Annotated in this window: 14 protein-coding genes; all 14 read right to left on the bottom strand. The window is 67.9% G+C overall.

Annotation, left to right across the window (positions count from 1 at the left end; translation table 11 throughout):
- Window positions 1-51 precede the first annotated feature (51 nt).
- A complete protein-coding gene (gene hutG, locus ACCD11_RS17780) occupies window positions 52-873 on the bottom strand; it encodes an N-formylglutamate deformylase (RefSeq protein ID WP_413314881.1) in 822 nt (273 codons plus the stop codon).
- Window positions 874-879: 6 nt separating this feature from the next.
- Window positions 880-2,262, bottom strand: coding sequence for a formimidoylglutamate deiminase (locus tag ACCD11_RS17775; RefSeq protein ID WP_413314879.1), 1,383 nt, complete (start codon window positions 2,260-2,262; stop codon window positions 880-882).
- The gene (hutI, locus tag ACCD11_RS17770) at window positions 2,259-3,509 is read right to left on the bottom strand and encodes an imidazolonepropionase (protein ID WP_413314920.1); all 1,251 of its coding nucleotides are present in this window, start codon (window positions 3,507-3,509) and stop codon (window positions 2,259-2,261) included. Before hutI ends, ACCD11_RS17775 begins: the two co-directional genes overlap by 4 nt.
- Before the next feature lie 24 nt (window positions 3,510-3,533).
- Window positions 3,534-4,106 carry a HutD family protein gene (locus ACCD11_RS17765; protein ID WP_413314878.1) on the bottom strand — a complete coding sequence of 191 codons (573 nt, stop codon included), beginning with the start codon at window positions 4,104-4,106 and terminating at the stop codon, window positions 3,534-3,536.
- Between the two features lie 47 nt (window positions 4,107-4,153).
- Window positions 4,154-4,822, bottom strand: a complete 669-nt coding sequence (locus tag ACCD11_RS17760) for an amino acid ABC transporter permease (protein WP_413314877.1) — start codon at window positions 4,820-4,822, stop codon at window positions 4,154-4,156.
- Window positions 4,823-4,829: 7 nt separating this feature from the next.
- Window positions 4,830-5,582 carry a transporter substrate-binding domain-containing protein gene (locus ACCD11_RS17755; RefSeq protein WP_413314876.1) on the bottom strand — a complete coding sequence of 251 codons (753 nt, stop codon included), beginning with the start codon at window positions 5,580-5,582 and terminating at the stop codon, window positions 4,830-4,832.
- Window positions 5,583-5,633: 51 nt separating this feature from the next.
- Entirely contained in the window at window positions 5,634-6,368 is a 735-nt protein-coding gene (locus ACCD11_RS17750; protein WP_413314875.1) for an IclR family transcriptional regulator, read from the bottom strand.
- Between the two features lie 130 nt (window positions 6,369-6,498).
- Entirely contained in the window at window positions 6,499-7,350 is an 852-nt protein-coding gene (locus ACCD11_RS17745) for a phytanoyl-CoA dioxygenase family protein (RefSeq protein WP_413314873.1), read from the bottom strand.
- Window positions 7,350-9,077, bottom strand: a complete 1,728-nt coding sequence (gene hutU / locus ACCD11_RS17740; protein ID WP_413314871.1) for a urocanate hydratase — start codon at window positions 9,075-9,077, stop codon at window positions 7,350-7,352. Before hutU ends, ACCD11_RS17745 begins: the two co-directional genes overlap by 1 nt.
- Window positions 9,078-9,105: 28 nt before the next feature.
- A complete protein-coding gene (gene hutH / locus ACCD11_RS17735; protein ID WP_413314869.1) occupies window positions 9,106-10,665 on the bottom strand; it encodes a histidine ammonia-lyase in 1,560 nt (519 codons plus the stop codon).
- Between the two features lie 59 nt (window positions 10,666-10,724).
- Window positions 10,725-11,462 (bottom strand): histidine utilization repressor, encoded by a 738-nt coding sequence (hutC, locus tag ACCD11_RS17730; protein ID WP_007831953.1) that lies wholly within the window; start codon window positions 11,460-11,462, stop codon window positions 10,725-10,727.
- A 175-nt stretch (window positions 11,463-11,637) separates the two neighbouring features.
- The gene (locus ACCD11_RS17725) at window positions 11,638-12,432 is read right to left on the bottom strand and encodes an ABC transporter ATP-binding protein (protein ID WP_007831954.1); all 795 of its coding nucleotides are present in this window, start codon (window positions 12,430-12,432) and stop codon (window positions 11,638-11,640) included.
- Complete coding sequence (locus ACCD11_RS17720; RefSeq protein ID WP_413314868.1) at window positions 12,417-13,295, bottom strand: ABC transporter permease; 879 nt, start codon at window positions 13,293-13,295, stop codon at window positions 12,417-12,419. The genes ACCD11_RS17725 and ACCD11_RS17720 overlap by 16 nt, the downstream gene beginning before the upstream one ends.
- Entirely contained in the window at window positions 13,276-14,247 is a 972-nt protein-coding gene (locus ACCD11_RS17715; protein ID WP_056515793.1) for an ABC transporter substrate-binding protein, read from the bottom strand. The genes ACCD11_RS17720 and ACCD11_RS17715 overlap by 20 nt, the downstream gene beginning before the upstream one ends.
- Window positions 14,248-14,518: the final 271 nt, after the last annotated feature.

Here is a 14,518-nt window from a genome sequence, read left to right as displayed (position 1 = left end):
GGTGAAGGAAATCGAGCGCCTGGCCGGGCGCAGCGAGAAAGTCCGGCGCGTTCACCCGCGGCGGCCTTCGACGAAACCGAGCACCGCCTCCAGCATCCTGCGCACATGCGGTTGCACGCCCGCCGCCACCTCGGGCAGGTAGTCGAACGGCAACTGCTCCTGCATGTAGCTCGACTGCGTCATCTCCAGCTGCACCGCGTGCACGCCGCCGGCCGGATTCCCGTACTGGCGCGTGATGTGGCCGCCCGTGAAGCGGCCGTTGAGCACGCCGGTGTAGCCCGTGGCCGATTTCGCGATGCCGAGCAGCGTTTCGGCCAGCGCCGGGTCACAGCTCGCGCCGTTGGCGGTGCCGAGGTTCAGGTCGGGCAGCTTGCCCTCGAAGAAGCGCGGCAGCACCGAGCGGATCGAGTGCGCGTCCCACAGCGCGATGGTGCCGTGCGCGGCCTTCAGGCGGTCGAGCTCGGCCCGCAGCTGCCGGTGGTACGGCACCCAGATCGCATCGCGGCGCGCGGCGACTTCGTCGTCGTCCGGCACGTCGGCAGGGTTGGCGTAGACCGGCGTGTCGTCGAAGGTGTCGACGGGGCACAGGCCGGTGACGCTCTGGCCCGGGTACAGGCTCGCGCCGTCCGGCGGACGGTTCAGGTCGACCACGTAGCGCGAGTGCGTGGCCGCGAGCACCGAGGCGCCCAGTTCATCGGCGAAGTCGTAGAGCCGTTCGAGGTGCCAGTCGGTGTCGGGCACGTGGCGCGCTTCGTCGGTGAAGCGGGCGGCGAGCGCGGTCGGCACGTGGGTGCCGACGTGCGGCATCGAGATCAGCAGCGGGCGTGTGCCCTGGCGGAAGCGGAAGGCGGGTTCGGTGGTCGTGAAGGCCATGGGAATTCAGTCCTTGAGAAGTTGAGTGCGCGCGGCCACGAAGGCGGCCGCGGCGTCGTCATGCAGCGTGTGGCGTCCGGCCGCCACACGCGCGCGGCCCGCGGCCCAGACGCTGTCGATGGCGGAGGTGCGGTGGCTCGCGAAAACGTGGGCCGAGAGCATGTCGGGCGCCGACAGGCCCTGCAGCGCGAGGTGCGCGGCATCGAGCACGACGAAGTCGGCCTGCTGCCCCACGGCCAGCCCGCCGACGGCACGGCCCGAGGCTTGCGCCCCGCCCTGCACCGCCTCGAGCGTGAACGCGGTCGCGACATGCGGCTGCACCGCGCTCGCGCCGACGTTGCGCTGCCGCCGCGACAGGCGCTGGCCGTATTCGAGCATCAGCAGTTCTTCGGCCGCGTTGACGCTGGCGTGGCTGTCGGAGCCCACGCCCCACGCGCCGCCATGGCTGCGCCACTGGGGAAAGTCGAAGATGCCGTCGCCCAGATTGGCCTCGGTCGTCGGGCAGAGGCCCGCGACCGCGCCGCTCTTGGCGGCGTACTCGTACTCGGCGGCGTTCATGTGCGTTGCATGGACAAGGCACCAGCGCGCATCGACCGGTGCATGGTCGAGCAGCCACTCGACCGGGCGCAACCCGCTCCACTCCACGCAGTCGTCCACTTCCTTCGTCTGCTCGGCGATGTGAATGTGGATGGGGGCGGTGCGGTCGATGGCTTCGAGCCCCGCGATCGCATCGCGCAGCGCCTCGGGCGGCACGGCGCGCAGCGAGTGCGGCGCCATGCCGAGCCGAGCCCCCTGTTCGTCGCACGCTGGCTTCAATGCGTCGAGCAGGCGCAGCATCGAGTCGGTCGACCTGATGAAGCGGCGCTGCCCTTCCGTGGGCGGCACGTCGCCGAAGCCGCCGGTCTGGTAGAGCACCGGCAGCAGCGTGAAACCGATGCCGGCCTTGCGCGCAGCACGCAGCAGCGCAAGGCTCAGGGTCGCGTCGTCGGCATAGGGGCGGCCGTCGGTGTCGTGATGCACATACTGGAACTCGCACACGCTCGTGTAGCCGGCTTCGAGCATCTCGGCATAGAGCCAGGTCGCGATGGCTTCCATGTGCTGCGGGCCGAGGCGTGCGGCAAAGCGGTACATCAGCGTGCGCCAGCTCCAGAAGCTGTCGTGCTGCTCGGCGCGGTGCTCGGTCAGGCCCGCGAAGGCGCGCTGGAAGGCGTGCGAATGCAGGTTGGGCATGCCGGGGATCAGCGGGCCTTTGACAGTTTGCGCGTCGGCGGGGCGTTGCGCGCCGGCCTGCACCTGCGTGAGCCGGCCGGCGTCGTTCCATGCCAGCAGGACGTTCTTCGCCCAGCCTTCGGGCAGCAGCGCGTCGGCTGCGAAAAGCGTTTGTGTCATGCCTGGACTCCTGCCGCGATGCGGCCTTGGCGCACCACGGTGCGCACGGGTTGCTGGCCGAACCAGTACGCCAGCTCGGCCGCCTCGCGCACGTTCCACAACACGAAGTTGGCGGGCATGCCTTCGGCGATCGCGCCGTGCGTGGCCTGCAGGCCCAGCGCACGCGCCGCATGCCGCGTGATGCCGGCCAGTGCCTCGGGCACCGTCAGCCGAAACAGCGTGCAGGCCATGTTCGCCATCAGCAGCAGGCTCAATGCCGGCGAGGTGCCGGGGTTGTGGTCGGTGGACACGGCCATCGGCACGCCGGCGGCGCGCAGTGCGTCGATCGGCGGCAGGTGCGTGTCGCGCAGGGTGTAGTAGGCGCCGGGCAGCAGCACGGCCACGGTGCCCGACCGGCGCATCGCCTCGATGCCGTCGGCCGACAGGTGTTCGATGTGGTCGCACGACAGCGCACCGTAGCGCGCGGCCAATGCCGCGCCGCCCATGTCCGACAGCTGCTCGGCATGCAGCTTCACCGGCAGGCCCAACGCCTGCGCGGCCTGGAAGACCTGCTCGGTTTCCGCGAGCGAAAAGGCGATGCGCTCGCAGAACACGTCGACCGCATCGACCAGCCCCTCGGCCGCGAGCGCCGGCAGCATCTCGCGGCAGACGAGGTCGATGTAGTCGCCGCTGCGGTTCGCGTATTCGGGCGGCAACGCATGCGCGCCGAGGAAGGTAGTGCGCACCGTCACGCCATAGGCTTCGCCCAGCCGCCGTGCCACGCGCAGCTGCTTGCGCTCGTGTTCCAGCGACAGGCCGTAGCCCGACTTGATCTCGATGGCGCAGACGCCATCGGCCAGCAGCTGTTCGAGCCGCGGCACGGCCTGTGCGAAGAGCGTGTCCTCGTCGGCCTCGCGCGTGGCGCGCACCGACGACACGATGCCGCCGCCGGCCTTGGCCACTTCTTCGTACGTGGCGCCTGCGAGCCGCATCGCGAATTCGTTGGCGCGCTGGCCGCCGTAGACGAGGTGCGTGTGGCAATCGACGAGGCCTGGCGTGACGAGCGCTCCGCCGCCGTCGTGGGTGGGCAGTGCCGCAAATTCGGCCGGCAGCGCGTCGCGTGCGCCGGCCCAGCGGATCGCGCCCTGAATGACCACGATGGCGGCCTCGACGCCGTCTTCCAGCGCCACGCCGGATGCGGCATCGGGCGCAAGGCGCAGGCCGGTCCAGAGGCCGTCGGCCGAGGGATATTCGCTGACAGATTTCATCATCGTCATCTTTCTTTCTGCGGGTTACGCCGGCAGGATTCGAACCGCCACCAGCCGCGCGCCGTCGCTCTCGGGTGTCGCGCGCCATGCATGGGCCGCGTCGGTCCAGCACAGGCCCTCGCCCTCGCGGCAGGCCTCTTCGTTCAGGCGCCAGGTGCCGCGCAAGGCGAGCAGCACGCCGTGCGGCGCCGCATCGACGGCCGACGCGCGGTCCAGCACCTGCACATCGGCACGCCACTGCCCGCGCCGCGTCATCACGTTGAAGTCGTTCGATGCGCCGCCGAGCAGCGCGCAGTCGATCGCGTCGTCGCCGCTGAAGGCGAAGGGCCGATGCGGTGCGTCGAGCCAGTGGCTGATGCGCCCGTCGTGCGTGAACAGGCGAACGCCATCGCCCTCCAGCAGCATGATGCTGCGGTCGATGCCCTCGAACACCGAGAACGGTCCGGCCGCGGCGATGGTCGCGATGCTCACGCGCCAGCCGAAGCCGTCGAGCGCCGCGCCCTGCGGCCAGCTGGCGATCTCCTGCGTGGTGCCGCCGCCGTTTTTCCAGGGGGTGACCGGGAGTGTGCTGCGGGAGAAATGCTGTACGCCGCTCATGCCCACCTCCAGAGGGGGAGGAAGAAATGCAAATACGGAACCCGCGCTCATCGCATCAACCCGCCCTGCCGCAGTTTCTGCTCGAAATGCCGCAGCACCAGCGTCATCGTGCCCGTGAGCACGAAGTACACGACGGCGATGGCCAGGTACACCTCGAGCGAGCGGTACGACACGCTGATGATCTTCTGCCCCTCGTGCATCACGTCGTGAATCGTCAGCAGCGACACCAGCGCCGAGTTCTTGATGAGCGCGATGAACTCGTTGCCCAGCGGCGGGATCATGCGCACGACCGCCTGCGGCAGCACGATCTCGCGCATCGCCGTGCCGGGCGTCATACCCAGCGACTGCGCCGCCATGGTCTGGCCCTTGTCGATCGACTGGATCGCGCCGCGCACGATCTCCGATACGTATGCACCCGAATACACACCGAGCCCCAGCACGCCGCACAGGAAGGCCGGCAGCAGGATGCCGAAGTGCGGCAGCCCGAAGAACAAAATGAACAGCTGCACCAGCAGCGGCGTGCCGCGGATGGCCGCCACGTAGGCGGTGCACGCGCCGTAGAGCCAGCGCCGCTTCGGGTTCAGCCGGCCGATGCCGACCAGCAGGCCCAGCACGCAGCCCAGCGCCAGCGCGCACGCGGTGATCTCCACCGTGACGAGCGCGCCGCGCAGCAGGTCGGTCCAGCCCTGCCAGACGGGCGAGAAATCGAAATCCATGGCTCGCTTACTTGGCGCTCGCGCTGAACCACTTGCTCACGATCTTTGCGTAGGTGCCGTCGGCCTTGAGCTTTTCGATCGCGCCGTTCACGGCCTTGGTGAGCTCGGGCGTGTCCTTGCGGATGGCCATGCCGTATTCCTCGGTGGTGATCTGCTCGGGCAGCACCTTGAGGCCGCCGCGCGTGCGCACGTACTGGTAGGCGGCGGGCTTGCCGGTCACGGCGGCGTCGGCGCGGCCGATGTCGACGAGGTTGAACATCTCCTGGTTCTTCTCGACCTCCATCAGCTGCACCTGCGGGAATTTCTCCCTGGTGTAGGCCACCGACTTGGTGCCCACCTGCACGCTGACCTTCTTGCCGTTGATATCGGCCGGCGCCTTGATCGCCGTGTTGCCGTCCTTCACCATCACGACGAGGCCGCCCGCGTAGTACGGCGCGGTGAAATCGACGACCTTCTTGCGCTCGTCGGTGATGTAGATGGCCGAGACGGCCATGTCGAAGCGCTTCGAGATCAGGCCCGGCACGAGGCCCTTGAAATCGATGTCGATCCACTCGATCTTGCGGCCCAGTGTCTGGCCGATGGCCTCGACCAGCTCCACGTCGAAGCCGGTGCGCTTGCCGTTCTCCACGAATTCCATTGGCGGGAAGGTGGCGTCGGTGGCCACGCGCAGCGGCTCGCCCTGCGCATGCGCGGCACCCGCGAAACCGAGAATGGCAAGGCCGGAGAGTGCGGCGGCGACGAGAGAGCGGCGGGTGTTCATGGCAGGAGCTTTCGTGGTGAGGATGAAGGAGGAAGAAAAGGAGAGACGCGGCTACTGCAGCGCCCGCGAGATGCGCGCCGCCGTGACGACGGTCATGTGGAGCAATGCAGCTTCCATGCCCTCGACGCGCGTGAGCGGCGCCATGAGCGTGATCGCGCCGCGCAGGTGCCGTCCCGGGGCGAGCACCGGCGCGCTCGCGCCCCAGACGCCGGCATCGACCTCGCCGTGCGTCACGGCATGGCCGGCCTCGCGGATGGCGTCGAGCTCGGCGGCGCGTTCGGCGCGGCGTTCGGGGCTTTCGCCGAGCCCGTCGAGCAGGGCGTCGCGCTGGTCGAGCGGCATGTGGGCCAGCAGGCACTTGGCGCTGGCGCCGTCACGCGCGGGCACGCTGCGGCCGCGGTCGAAGGAGCAGCGCAGCGACTGCTCGCTGTCGATCATCTCCAGGCACACGACGCGCTCGTTCACGGCCGTGACCAGCGCCACGCTCTCGTGCGTCTGCTGGGCCAGCGCCCGCATGTCGGCACGCGCGGCCATCACGAGGTCGGAGTTGCCGTCGAAGCCGGTGGCGAGCTGCACGCTCACCGGGCCCGGCGAGTAGCGGCCATCGGCCTCCATCACGAAGCCCCAGCGGCGCAGCGTGGCGATCTGCCGGTACAGCGTGCTCTGCGACAGGCCGGTGGCCTGCACCAGCTCGGCCGCTGTCATCGCCGCCTTGCTTTGCGCCAGCACCGACAGCACGAACAGGGCGCGGTCGTTGTGGGCGGGGGCGTCGATCGGGGGCGTCATCGGAAGCAATCGCTGGAGGTCGAAAGTGGATGCGGCGTGCAGTATCTTGCTCGCCGTTCTCACTTCCAAGCGTGGATTCCCACGGAGTGGGAATGGCCGCGTTTTTTCTTTCTACCTTCGTCTTACCTTCTCAATCCACCAGCAGAGGAAAGAGCGGATCGTCCATCGGCGCACCGGCCGGCAGCCGCTCGGCGAGGCCGGGGAAATCGGGCGAGGTCTTCCAGCTGCGCGGCGCATGGCGGATGTCGTCGCCCAAAAAACGCACCGAGAACACGCGGCGCCGGTTCGGCCCCTCGACGCCAGCGGCCGCATGCAGCGTGAGCATGTGGAAGCAGACGAAGTCGCCGGGCTCGATGTTCCAGCCCACGATGGGAAAGCGCTCGCGCGCGCCCTCGATGTCGGGCAGGTCTTCGAGGCTGCCTTCGGGGAACCACTTGGCGTGGTTGTCCATGAAGGTGCGCGGCATCAGCCACGGCCCCTTGTGGGAGCCGGCCACGAACTCGAGCGTGGCCGCACGCGACACCGGATCAACCGGTATCCACATGCTGACGTTCTGCTCGCCCTCGATGTTGTAGTAGGGCTGGTCCTGGTGCCACGGCGTGCGCTGCCGGGTACCAGGCTCCTTGACCAGCAGGTGGTCGTGATAGAGCCGCACGGTGTTCGAGCCCATGAGCCGCTGCGCCAGTTGCGCGAGCGGCGCCTCGAAGATGAAGCGGCGGAAGGCGTCGATGTCCTGCCAGTTGCAGAAGTCCTCGAAGAAGCGGCCCGGGTCGTCGGGCCGGCTCGCGATCTTGGCGCGCGGACTGGGTGCCGCGAGGTTGGCCTCGATGCCATCGCGCAGCAGCGCCAGCTCGTCGGCCGTGAGCAACTGACGGATGCACACCGCGCCGTCGCGCTGAAACTGCGCGACGAGCGCGTCGTCCACGCGCGCCTGCACGCGGCGCTGCAGTTCCTGGGCGTCGGGGAGAACGACGCCCGCCATCACTTCACCATCGGCAGCTTGAGCCCCTGCTTCTTCGCGGTGGCGACCGCGATGTCGTAACCCGCGTCGGCATGGCGCATCACGCCGGTGGCCGGGTCGTTGAACAGCACGCGCTCGATGCGCTTGGCGGCCGCGTCGGTGCCGTCGCACACGATCACCACGCCCGAGTGCTGCGAGTAGCCCATGCCCACGCCGCCGCCATGGTGCAGGCTGACCCAGGTGGCGCCGCCTGCGGTGTTGAGCAGCGCGTTGAGCAGCGGCCAGTCGCTCACGGCATCGGTGCCGTCCTTCATGGCTTCGGTCTCGCGGTTCGGGCTGGCGACCGAACCGGTGTCCAGGTGGTCGCGACCGATGACGATCGGCGCCTTCAGCTCGCCGTTCTTCACCATCTCGTTGAAGGCCAGGCCCGCGATGTGGCGCTCGCCCAGGCCCAGCCAGCAGATGCGTGCCGGCAGGCCCTGGAAGGCGATGCGCTCGCGCGCCATGTCGAGCCAGCGGTGGGTGTGCTTGTTCTCGGGGAACAGCTCCTTGATCTTGGCGTCGGTCTTGTAGATGTCTTCCGGGTCGCCCGAGAGCGCCACCCAGCGGAACGGGCCCTTGCCTTCGCAGAACAGCGGGCGGATGTAGGCCGGCACGAAGCCCGGGAAGTCGAAGGCGTTCTTCACGCCCTCGTCGAACGCCACCTGGCGGATGTTGTTGCCGTAATCGACCGTGGGGATGCCCATGGCCTGGAAGTCGAGCATGGCCTGCACGTGTACGGCGCATGATTTCGCGGCCGCCTTCTTGAGCGCGTCGTGCTGCGAAACGTCCTTCATCGCTGCCTGCCATTGCGGCACGCTCCAGCCCGAGGGCAGGTAGCCGTTGATCAGGTCATGCGCCGAAGTCTGGTCAGTCACCAGATCAGGCTTGAGGCCGCCGGCCTTCGCGCGCTTGACCAGCTCGGGCAGGATGTCGGCCGCGTTGCCCAGCAGCGCGATCGACACGGCTTCCTTCGCGTCGCAGTGCTGCTTGATCAGCTCGAAGGCATGGTCGATGTCGCGCGCCTGCTTGTCGACGTAGCGGGTGCGCAGGCGGAAGTCGATGCTCGACTGCTGGCATTCGATGTTGAGCGACACCGCACCGGCCAGCGTGGCCGCCAGCGGCTGCGCGCCGCCCATGCCGCCGAGGCCCGCCGTGAGGATCCACTTGCCCGCGAGGCTGTTGTTGTAGTGCTGGCGGCCGGCTTCGACGAAGGTTTCGAAGGTGCCCTGCACGATGCCCTGGCTGCCGATGTAGATCCAGCTGCCCGCCGTCATCTGGCCGTACATGAAGAGGCCCTGGCGGTCGAGCTCGTTGAAGTGCTCCCAGTTGGCCCACTTCGGCACGAGGTTCGAATTAGCCAGCAGCACGCGCGGTGCGTTCTCGTGCGTCTTGAACACGCCGACCGGCTTGCCCGACTGGATGAGCAAGGTCTCGTCGTCGTTCAGCTCTTTCAGCGACGCGAGGATCTGGTCGTAGCAGGCCCAGTTGCGCGCGGCGCGGCCGATGCCGCCGTACACCACGAGGTCTTGCGGGCGCTCGGCGACCTCGGCGTCGAGGTTGTTCTGCAGCATGCGGAACGGGGCTTCGGTGAGCCAGCTCTTGCAGTTGAGCTCGCTGCCGCGCGGGGCGCGGATCACGCGGGTCGGGTCATGGCGCGGGTCGGTACCGGTGGATTTGTTCAGGTCGATCTTGTCGGGTGCGTTCATGGCGTGGTTCTCCTTGTCGGGGGATGTTTTACGAGTGACTGGGCAGGATGTCGAGCAGCGCGGCCGGCAGCTCGGCCTTCAGCGCCCACTGGCGCATGGCTTCGATGTCGGGCGCGAGGTAGCGGTCGGTTTCGAGGAAGGCGACCTTCTGGCGGATGGCGGCGAATTCGGCCTCCACCAACGGCGAACTCTTGAGCTTGCGCTTGAGTTCGATGCCTTGCGCGGCGGCCATCGCTTCGATGCCGACGACCACCGCCGTGTTGTTGACCATGTCGCCCAGGCGGCGGCCCGCGAAGGTGGCCATCGACACGTGGTCTTCCTGGTTGGCCGAGGTCGGCAGGCTGTCGACGCTTGCGGGGTGCGCGAGCGACTTGTTCTCCGAGGCCAATGCTGCGGCCGTGACTTGCGCGATCATGAAACCGGAGTTGAGGCCACCGTCGCGCACCAGGAACGGCGGCAGGCCCGACAGGCCGGTGTCGAGCAGCAGCGCGATGCGGCGCTCGGCGATGGCGCCGACTTCGCTGATGGCCAGCGCAATGATGTCGGCCGCGAAGGCAACGGGCTCGGCGTGGAAGTTGCCGCCCGAGATGACTTCGCCGGTGTCGCAGAACACGAGCGGGTTGTCCGACGCGGCATTCGCTTCGATCACCAGCACACGCGCGGCGTGCGCGAGGTTGTCGAGGCAGGCGCCCATCACCTGCGGGATGCAGCGCACCGAATACGGGTCCTGCACGCGGCCACAGTCGGCATGCGAGGGAACGATCTCGCTACCTTCGAGCAGCGTGCGCACTGCGCCCGCGACGGCGATCTGGCCCAGCTGGCCGCGCGCCGCATGAATGCGTGCGTCGAAGGGCTTGATCGAGCCCTGGATGGCCTCGAGCGACAGCGCACCCGACATCAGCGACGACGCGAACACGTCTTCCGCGCCGAACAGGCCGAACAGCGCGAGCGCGGTCGACACCTGCGTGCCGTTGAGCAGCGCCAGGCCTTCCTTGGGGCCGAGCACGAAGGGCGCGAGGCCGATGCGCTTCATCGCCTGCGCACCGCTGACCACAGTGCCGTCGGCCAGCGTGGCCTCGCCTTCGCCGATCAGCACGCAGGCCAGGTGCGCGAGCGGCGCGAGGTCGCCTGACGCGCCGACCGAGCCCTTGCACGGAATGCGCGGCATCACGCCCGCGTTGAACAGCGCCAGCAGCGCATCGGCCAGCGCCGGGCGCACGCCCGAATGGCCACGCGCCAGGCTCACCGCCTTGGTCGCGAGCACCATGCGCACCACCGGTGCCGCCAATGGCTCGCCCGTGCCCACGCTGTGCGACAGCACGAGGTTGCGCTGCAGTTCCGCCAGGTGGTCGTTGCCGATGCGCGTGCTCGCGAGCTTGCCGAAGCCGGTGTTGATGCCGTAGACGACCTGGTCGTTCTCGACGATGTGGCGCACGGCGGCTTCGGCGCGAAGCATGCCGTCGCGCACCGACGGGTCGAGCGACAGCTGCACGCCGCCGGCCTGGATGCGTCGCAGCATCGCCAGATCGACCTGGCCGGGCGTGAGGATCAGGGTGGCATCTGGAGTAGCGGTGTGTTTGCTTGTCATGTGACCCTGTCTATACAAGTAGTTGCGAGTGAAAACTGAGGCCTCTGAGGACGAAAAAATCAACCGAAGCTAGGGTTGCCGTCTGCCTTGAAACGGCTGCCCAGGCTGTAGCGCGAGGCCGGGTGCAGGCAGCGCACCCAGGTCACGGGTGTGTTGCGTGACCAGGTGCGGCGCGTGAGCAGGAGGCAGGGGGCTGTGGGTTCCATGGCGAGCCTGTCGGCCTGTTCCTGGTTGGGCAGCACGGCGTCGACCACGTGTTCGATCTGGTCGAAGGGCACGTTGCGCACCAGGTACTCGCTGGGCGGCATGGCGCTGAAGTCCTGTTCGAGGTAGTCGGGCACGACCTGCGGATTGACGTAGCGCTCTTCGAGCTGCACGGGCGTGCCGTTCTCGAGGTGCAGGCACACGCTGTGGAACACCGAGGTGCCGGCGCGCATGTCGAGCCAGGCGGCCACGTCGGGCGAGGCGGCGATGCGCTCGACCTCGATCATGTCGCAGCGATAGTCGTGTCCGCGCTGGCGGATTTCGCTGGCGATATTGGCGATCTGCAGCAGCGTGGACTGCGGCTTGTTTTCGGCGACGAAGCTGCCGACCCCGGCCACGCGCACGATGCGGCCCTGTTCCACCAGCTCGCGCAGCGCACGGTTCACCGTCATGCGCGCCATGCCGAACTGCGCGACCAGTTCATGCTCCGAGGGCAGGCGGTGTCCGGGCGGCCACGTGCCGTCCTGGATCTTGCGGGAGATGTGATCCTTGACTTGCGCGTAGAGCGCGAGGGTGGGGAGGTCGCGTTTCATGCTTGCTGTTGTAGCTCTTGTTTTGAGCGCTGCTGTTCGGGGCGCGTGCACAGGCCGCCGGGTACTCCCCTGCGCGAATGTTCCCCGCTTCGCTCAAAGGCCGCCGTGCCGGCGTGGGCGCGCACCGAACAACGGCGCACGCCAAGCACAACGGAATGAAGGCAAGGCGCCATCCTCAATGCTCCGCAGCCGCCATCGACTCCGCGCGAATCTCTTCCGTCAGCCGCGCCTTGATGTCCATGAACTCCGGCGAGGTCTTGATGGTGTAGCTGCGCGGATGCGGAAAATCGACCGCGATCTCGGTCTTGATGCGCCCCGGCCGCGCGCTGAACACCGCCACGCGGTTGGCCATGAAGATCGCCTCGTCGATGTCGTGCGTGACGAACAGCACCGTCTTGCGCGCCGACTCCCAGATGCCGAGCAACAGCTCCTGCATCAGCACGCGGGTCTGGTTGTCGAGCGCACCGAAGGGCTCGTCGAGCAGCAGCATCTTGGGGTCGTTGGCCAGTGCGCGCGCAATGGCGGTGCGCTGCTGCATGCCGCCCGAGAGCTGCTTCGGAAAGTGATTCTCGAAGCCGCGCAGCCCCACCTTGGCGATGAAGAACTCGCTGCGCTCCTTCTGGTCGGCCTCTCTCATGCCGCGCTCGCGCAGGCCGAAGCGGATGTTCTGCGCCACCGTGAGCCACGGAAAGAGCGTGTAGCTCTGGAACACCACGCCGCGATCGGCGCCCGGGCCTTCGATGCGCTCGCCGTCGAGCATCACCTGGCCGGTGGTCGGGAAGTCGAGCCCCGCCACGATGCGCAGCAGCGTCGACTTGCCGCAGCCCGAGGGGCCGAGGATGGTGACGAAGTCGTTCTCCTTCACCTCGAAGTCGATCGGCTGCAGCGCTTGCGTGCGCTGGCCCTTGGTGCCGGTGAAGACGCGCGAGACGCCCTGGATGGAAAGTTGGTTCTTCACAGTGCGGCCCATGCGAACAGACGGCGGTTGAGCGCCTTGAAAGCGAAGTCGGACAACAGGCCGATGACACCGATCACGATGATCCCGAAGATGATCTGCCCGGTGTTCAAGAGCGCCTGGCTGTCGGTGATCATGTGGCCGATGCCGGACGAGGAGCCGATCAGCTCCGCCACGATCACGTAGGTCCATGCCCAGCCGAGCACGAGGCGCAGCGTCTCGGCGATGCCTGGTGCGGCGCCCGGAATGAGCACGCGCGCCACGATGCCGCGGCTGTTCGCGCCCAGCGTGTATGCGGCCTCGACGAGGTCGCGCCGCGCGCCGCCCACGGTGACGGCCACCATCAGCACGACCTGGAAGAAGGAGCCGATGAAGATCACCAGCAGCTTCTGCATTTCGCCCAGGCCCGCCCACAGGATCAGCAGCGGAATGAAGGCCGAGGCCGGCAGGTAGCGGCAGAACGAGACGAAGGGCTCGAAGAAGGCCTCGACGGTCTTCCAGGTGCCCATCGCGATGCCCAGCGGCACCGCGAACACGGCCGCCAGCAGGAAGCCGCCGAATACGCGCCACACGGTCATGCCGATATCGCCGATGAAGCCGTACTCGGTGAAGAGCAGCCAGCCTTCCTTGACCATGGTCGGCGGACTGGCGAGGAAGGTCGGCGACACGAAGCCGCCGAGCGTGGCCAGCGACCACACCAGCACGAACACGACGAAGAAGCCGAGCCCGAGCAGCACGCGGGCACGCGCACCGACGGGTTCGAGCGGCGCGAATGCGCGGCGCCGCACGGGCGCCACGGGCAGAGAGGAGACGGCGGTGGAGGCCGATGCCGCGCGCGGCGGCACCTGCGGCAGCGCCTTACTTGACGTAGCTTGCATCGAAGGTCACCGCGTAGTCTTCAGGCGCCTTGCGGATCACGCCGGCTTCCAGCAGGATGGCCGCGGCTTCCTTCATGAAGGTCGTGAGTTCGCTCGAGAAGAACTTCTGGTTGGCCGCCTTGTCCTGCCAGCGCAGGTAGGCTGACGATTTGGCGAACTGCTCGCCGCTCTGCTTGACGGCCGAGCCCATGAGTTCGTTGGCTTTTTCGGGCTCGGCCTTGATCATGTCGAGCGCGTCGAAGTACGACTTGGTGAGCGCGGCGGCGGCCTTGGGATTGGCCTTGAGCCAGGTGGGCGCGCAGCCGACGGTGTCCATCACCATCGGGTAGTCGAGCGTGGTGGCCAGGATCTTGCCGGCGGCGGGGTTGGCGCGCACGGTCGACAGATATGGCTCGTAGGTCATGGCGGCGTCGTTCTGGCCGGCCACGAAAGCTTGCGCGGCGGGCTGCGGCTCGAGCGAGACCACCTTCACGTCCTTCAGGGTCATGCCGTTCTTGCTGAGCATCCAGGCCAGGCCGAAGTAGGGCGCGGTGCCGGGGGCGCTCACGCCGATGGTCTTGCCCTTGAGGTCGGCGAAGCTCTTCACGTCGTTGCGCACCGCGATGCCGTCGGCGCCGTAGGACTTGTCCATCTGGAAGATCTGCACGATGGGCACGCCGTTGGCGTTCCAGGCCACGTGCGTCTCGACCGTGGTGGCCGCGCACTGGATGGCGCCGGACGCGAGCGCCAGGTGGCGGTCCTTCTGCGGAATCATCTTGAGTTCGACGTCCAGGCCGTTCTTCTTGAAGATGCCCGCCTTGTCGGCCAGCGAGAGCGGCGCGAAGCCGGTCCAGCCGGACATGCCGAGCGCGATCTTGGTTTCCTGGGCGGCGGCCGTTCCGGCCATGCCCGCTGCACATGCACCTGCTGCCAGCAGCGAAGCGACTTTCACAACTACCGTCGTCTTGACCATGGGTACTCCTGGTTCCGTTCTTGAGAGATGGCTCGGCGGCGCGCCTCGGTGGCCGGGCTGCGCACGCCTCGCATTGTTGCCAAGCGCCCCAACTTGTATATACAGGATAACCCGAAAGGTCATTTCTGGTGCAATTCCTTGGGAAATGCACCGATTTGCTGTCTAGACAAGAAAGGTTGCAGGACGGGGGCCACCATTGCAAACCTTGTGCCACAGTCATATCTGCGCGGCTGGGGGACAATCGGCGGCCCTCCCCTCGCCCCCTTCCGAC

The sequence above is a fragment of the Variovorax sp. Varisp36 genome, assembly GCF_047304235.1.
Lineage (GTDB): Bacteria > Pseudomonadota > Gammaproteobacteria > Burkholderiales > Burkholderiaceae_C > Variovorax.
The sequence above is the reverse complement of the archived record's forward strand: the minus strand, read 5'-3'. Positions and strand labels throughout refer to the sequence as shown.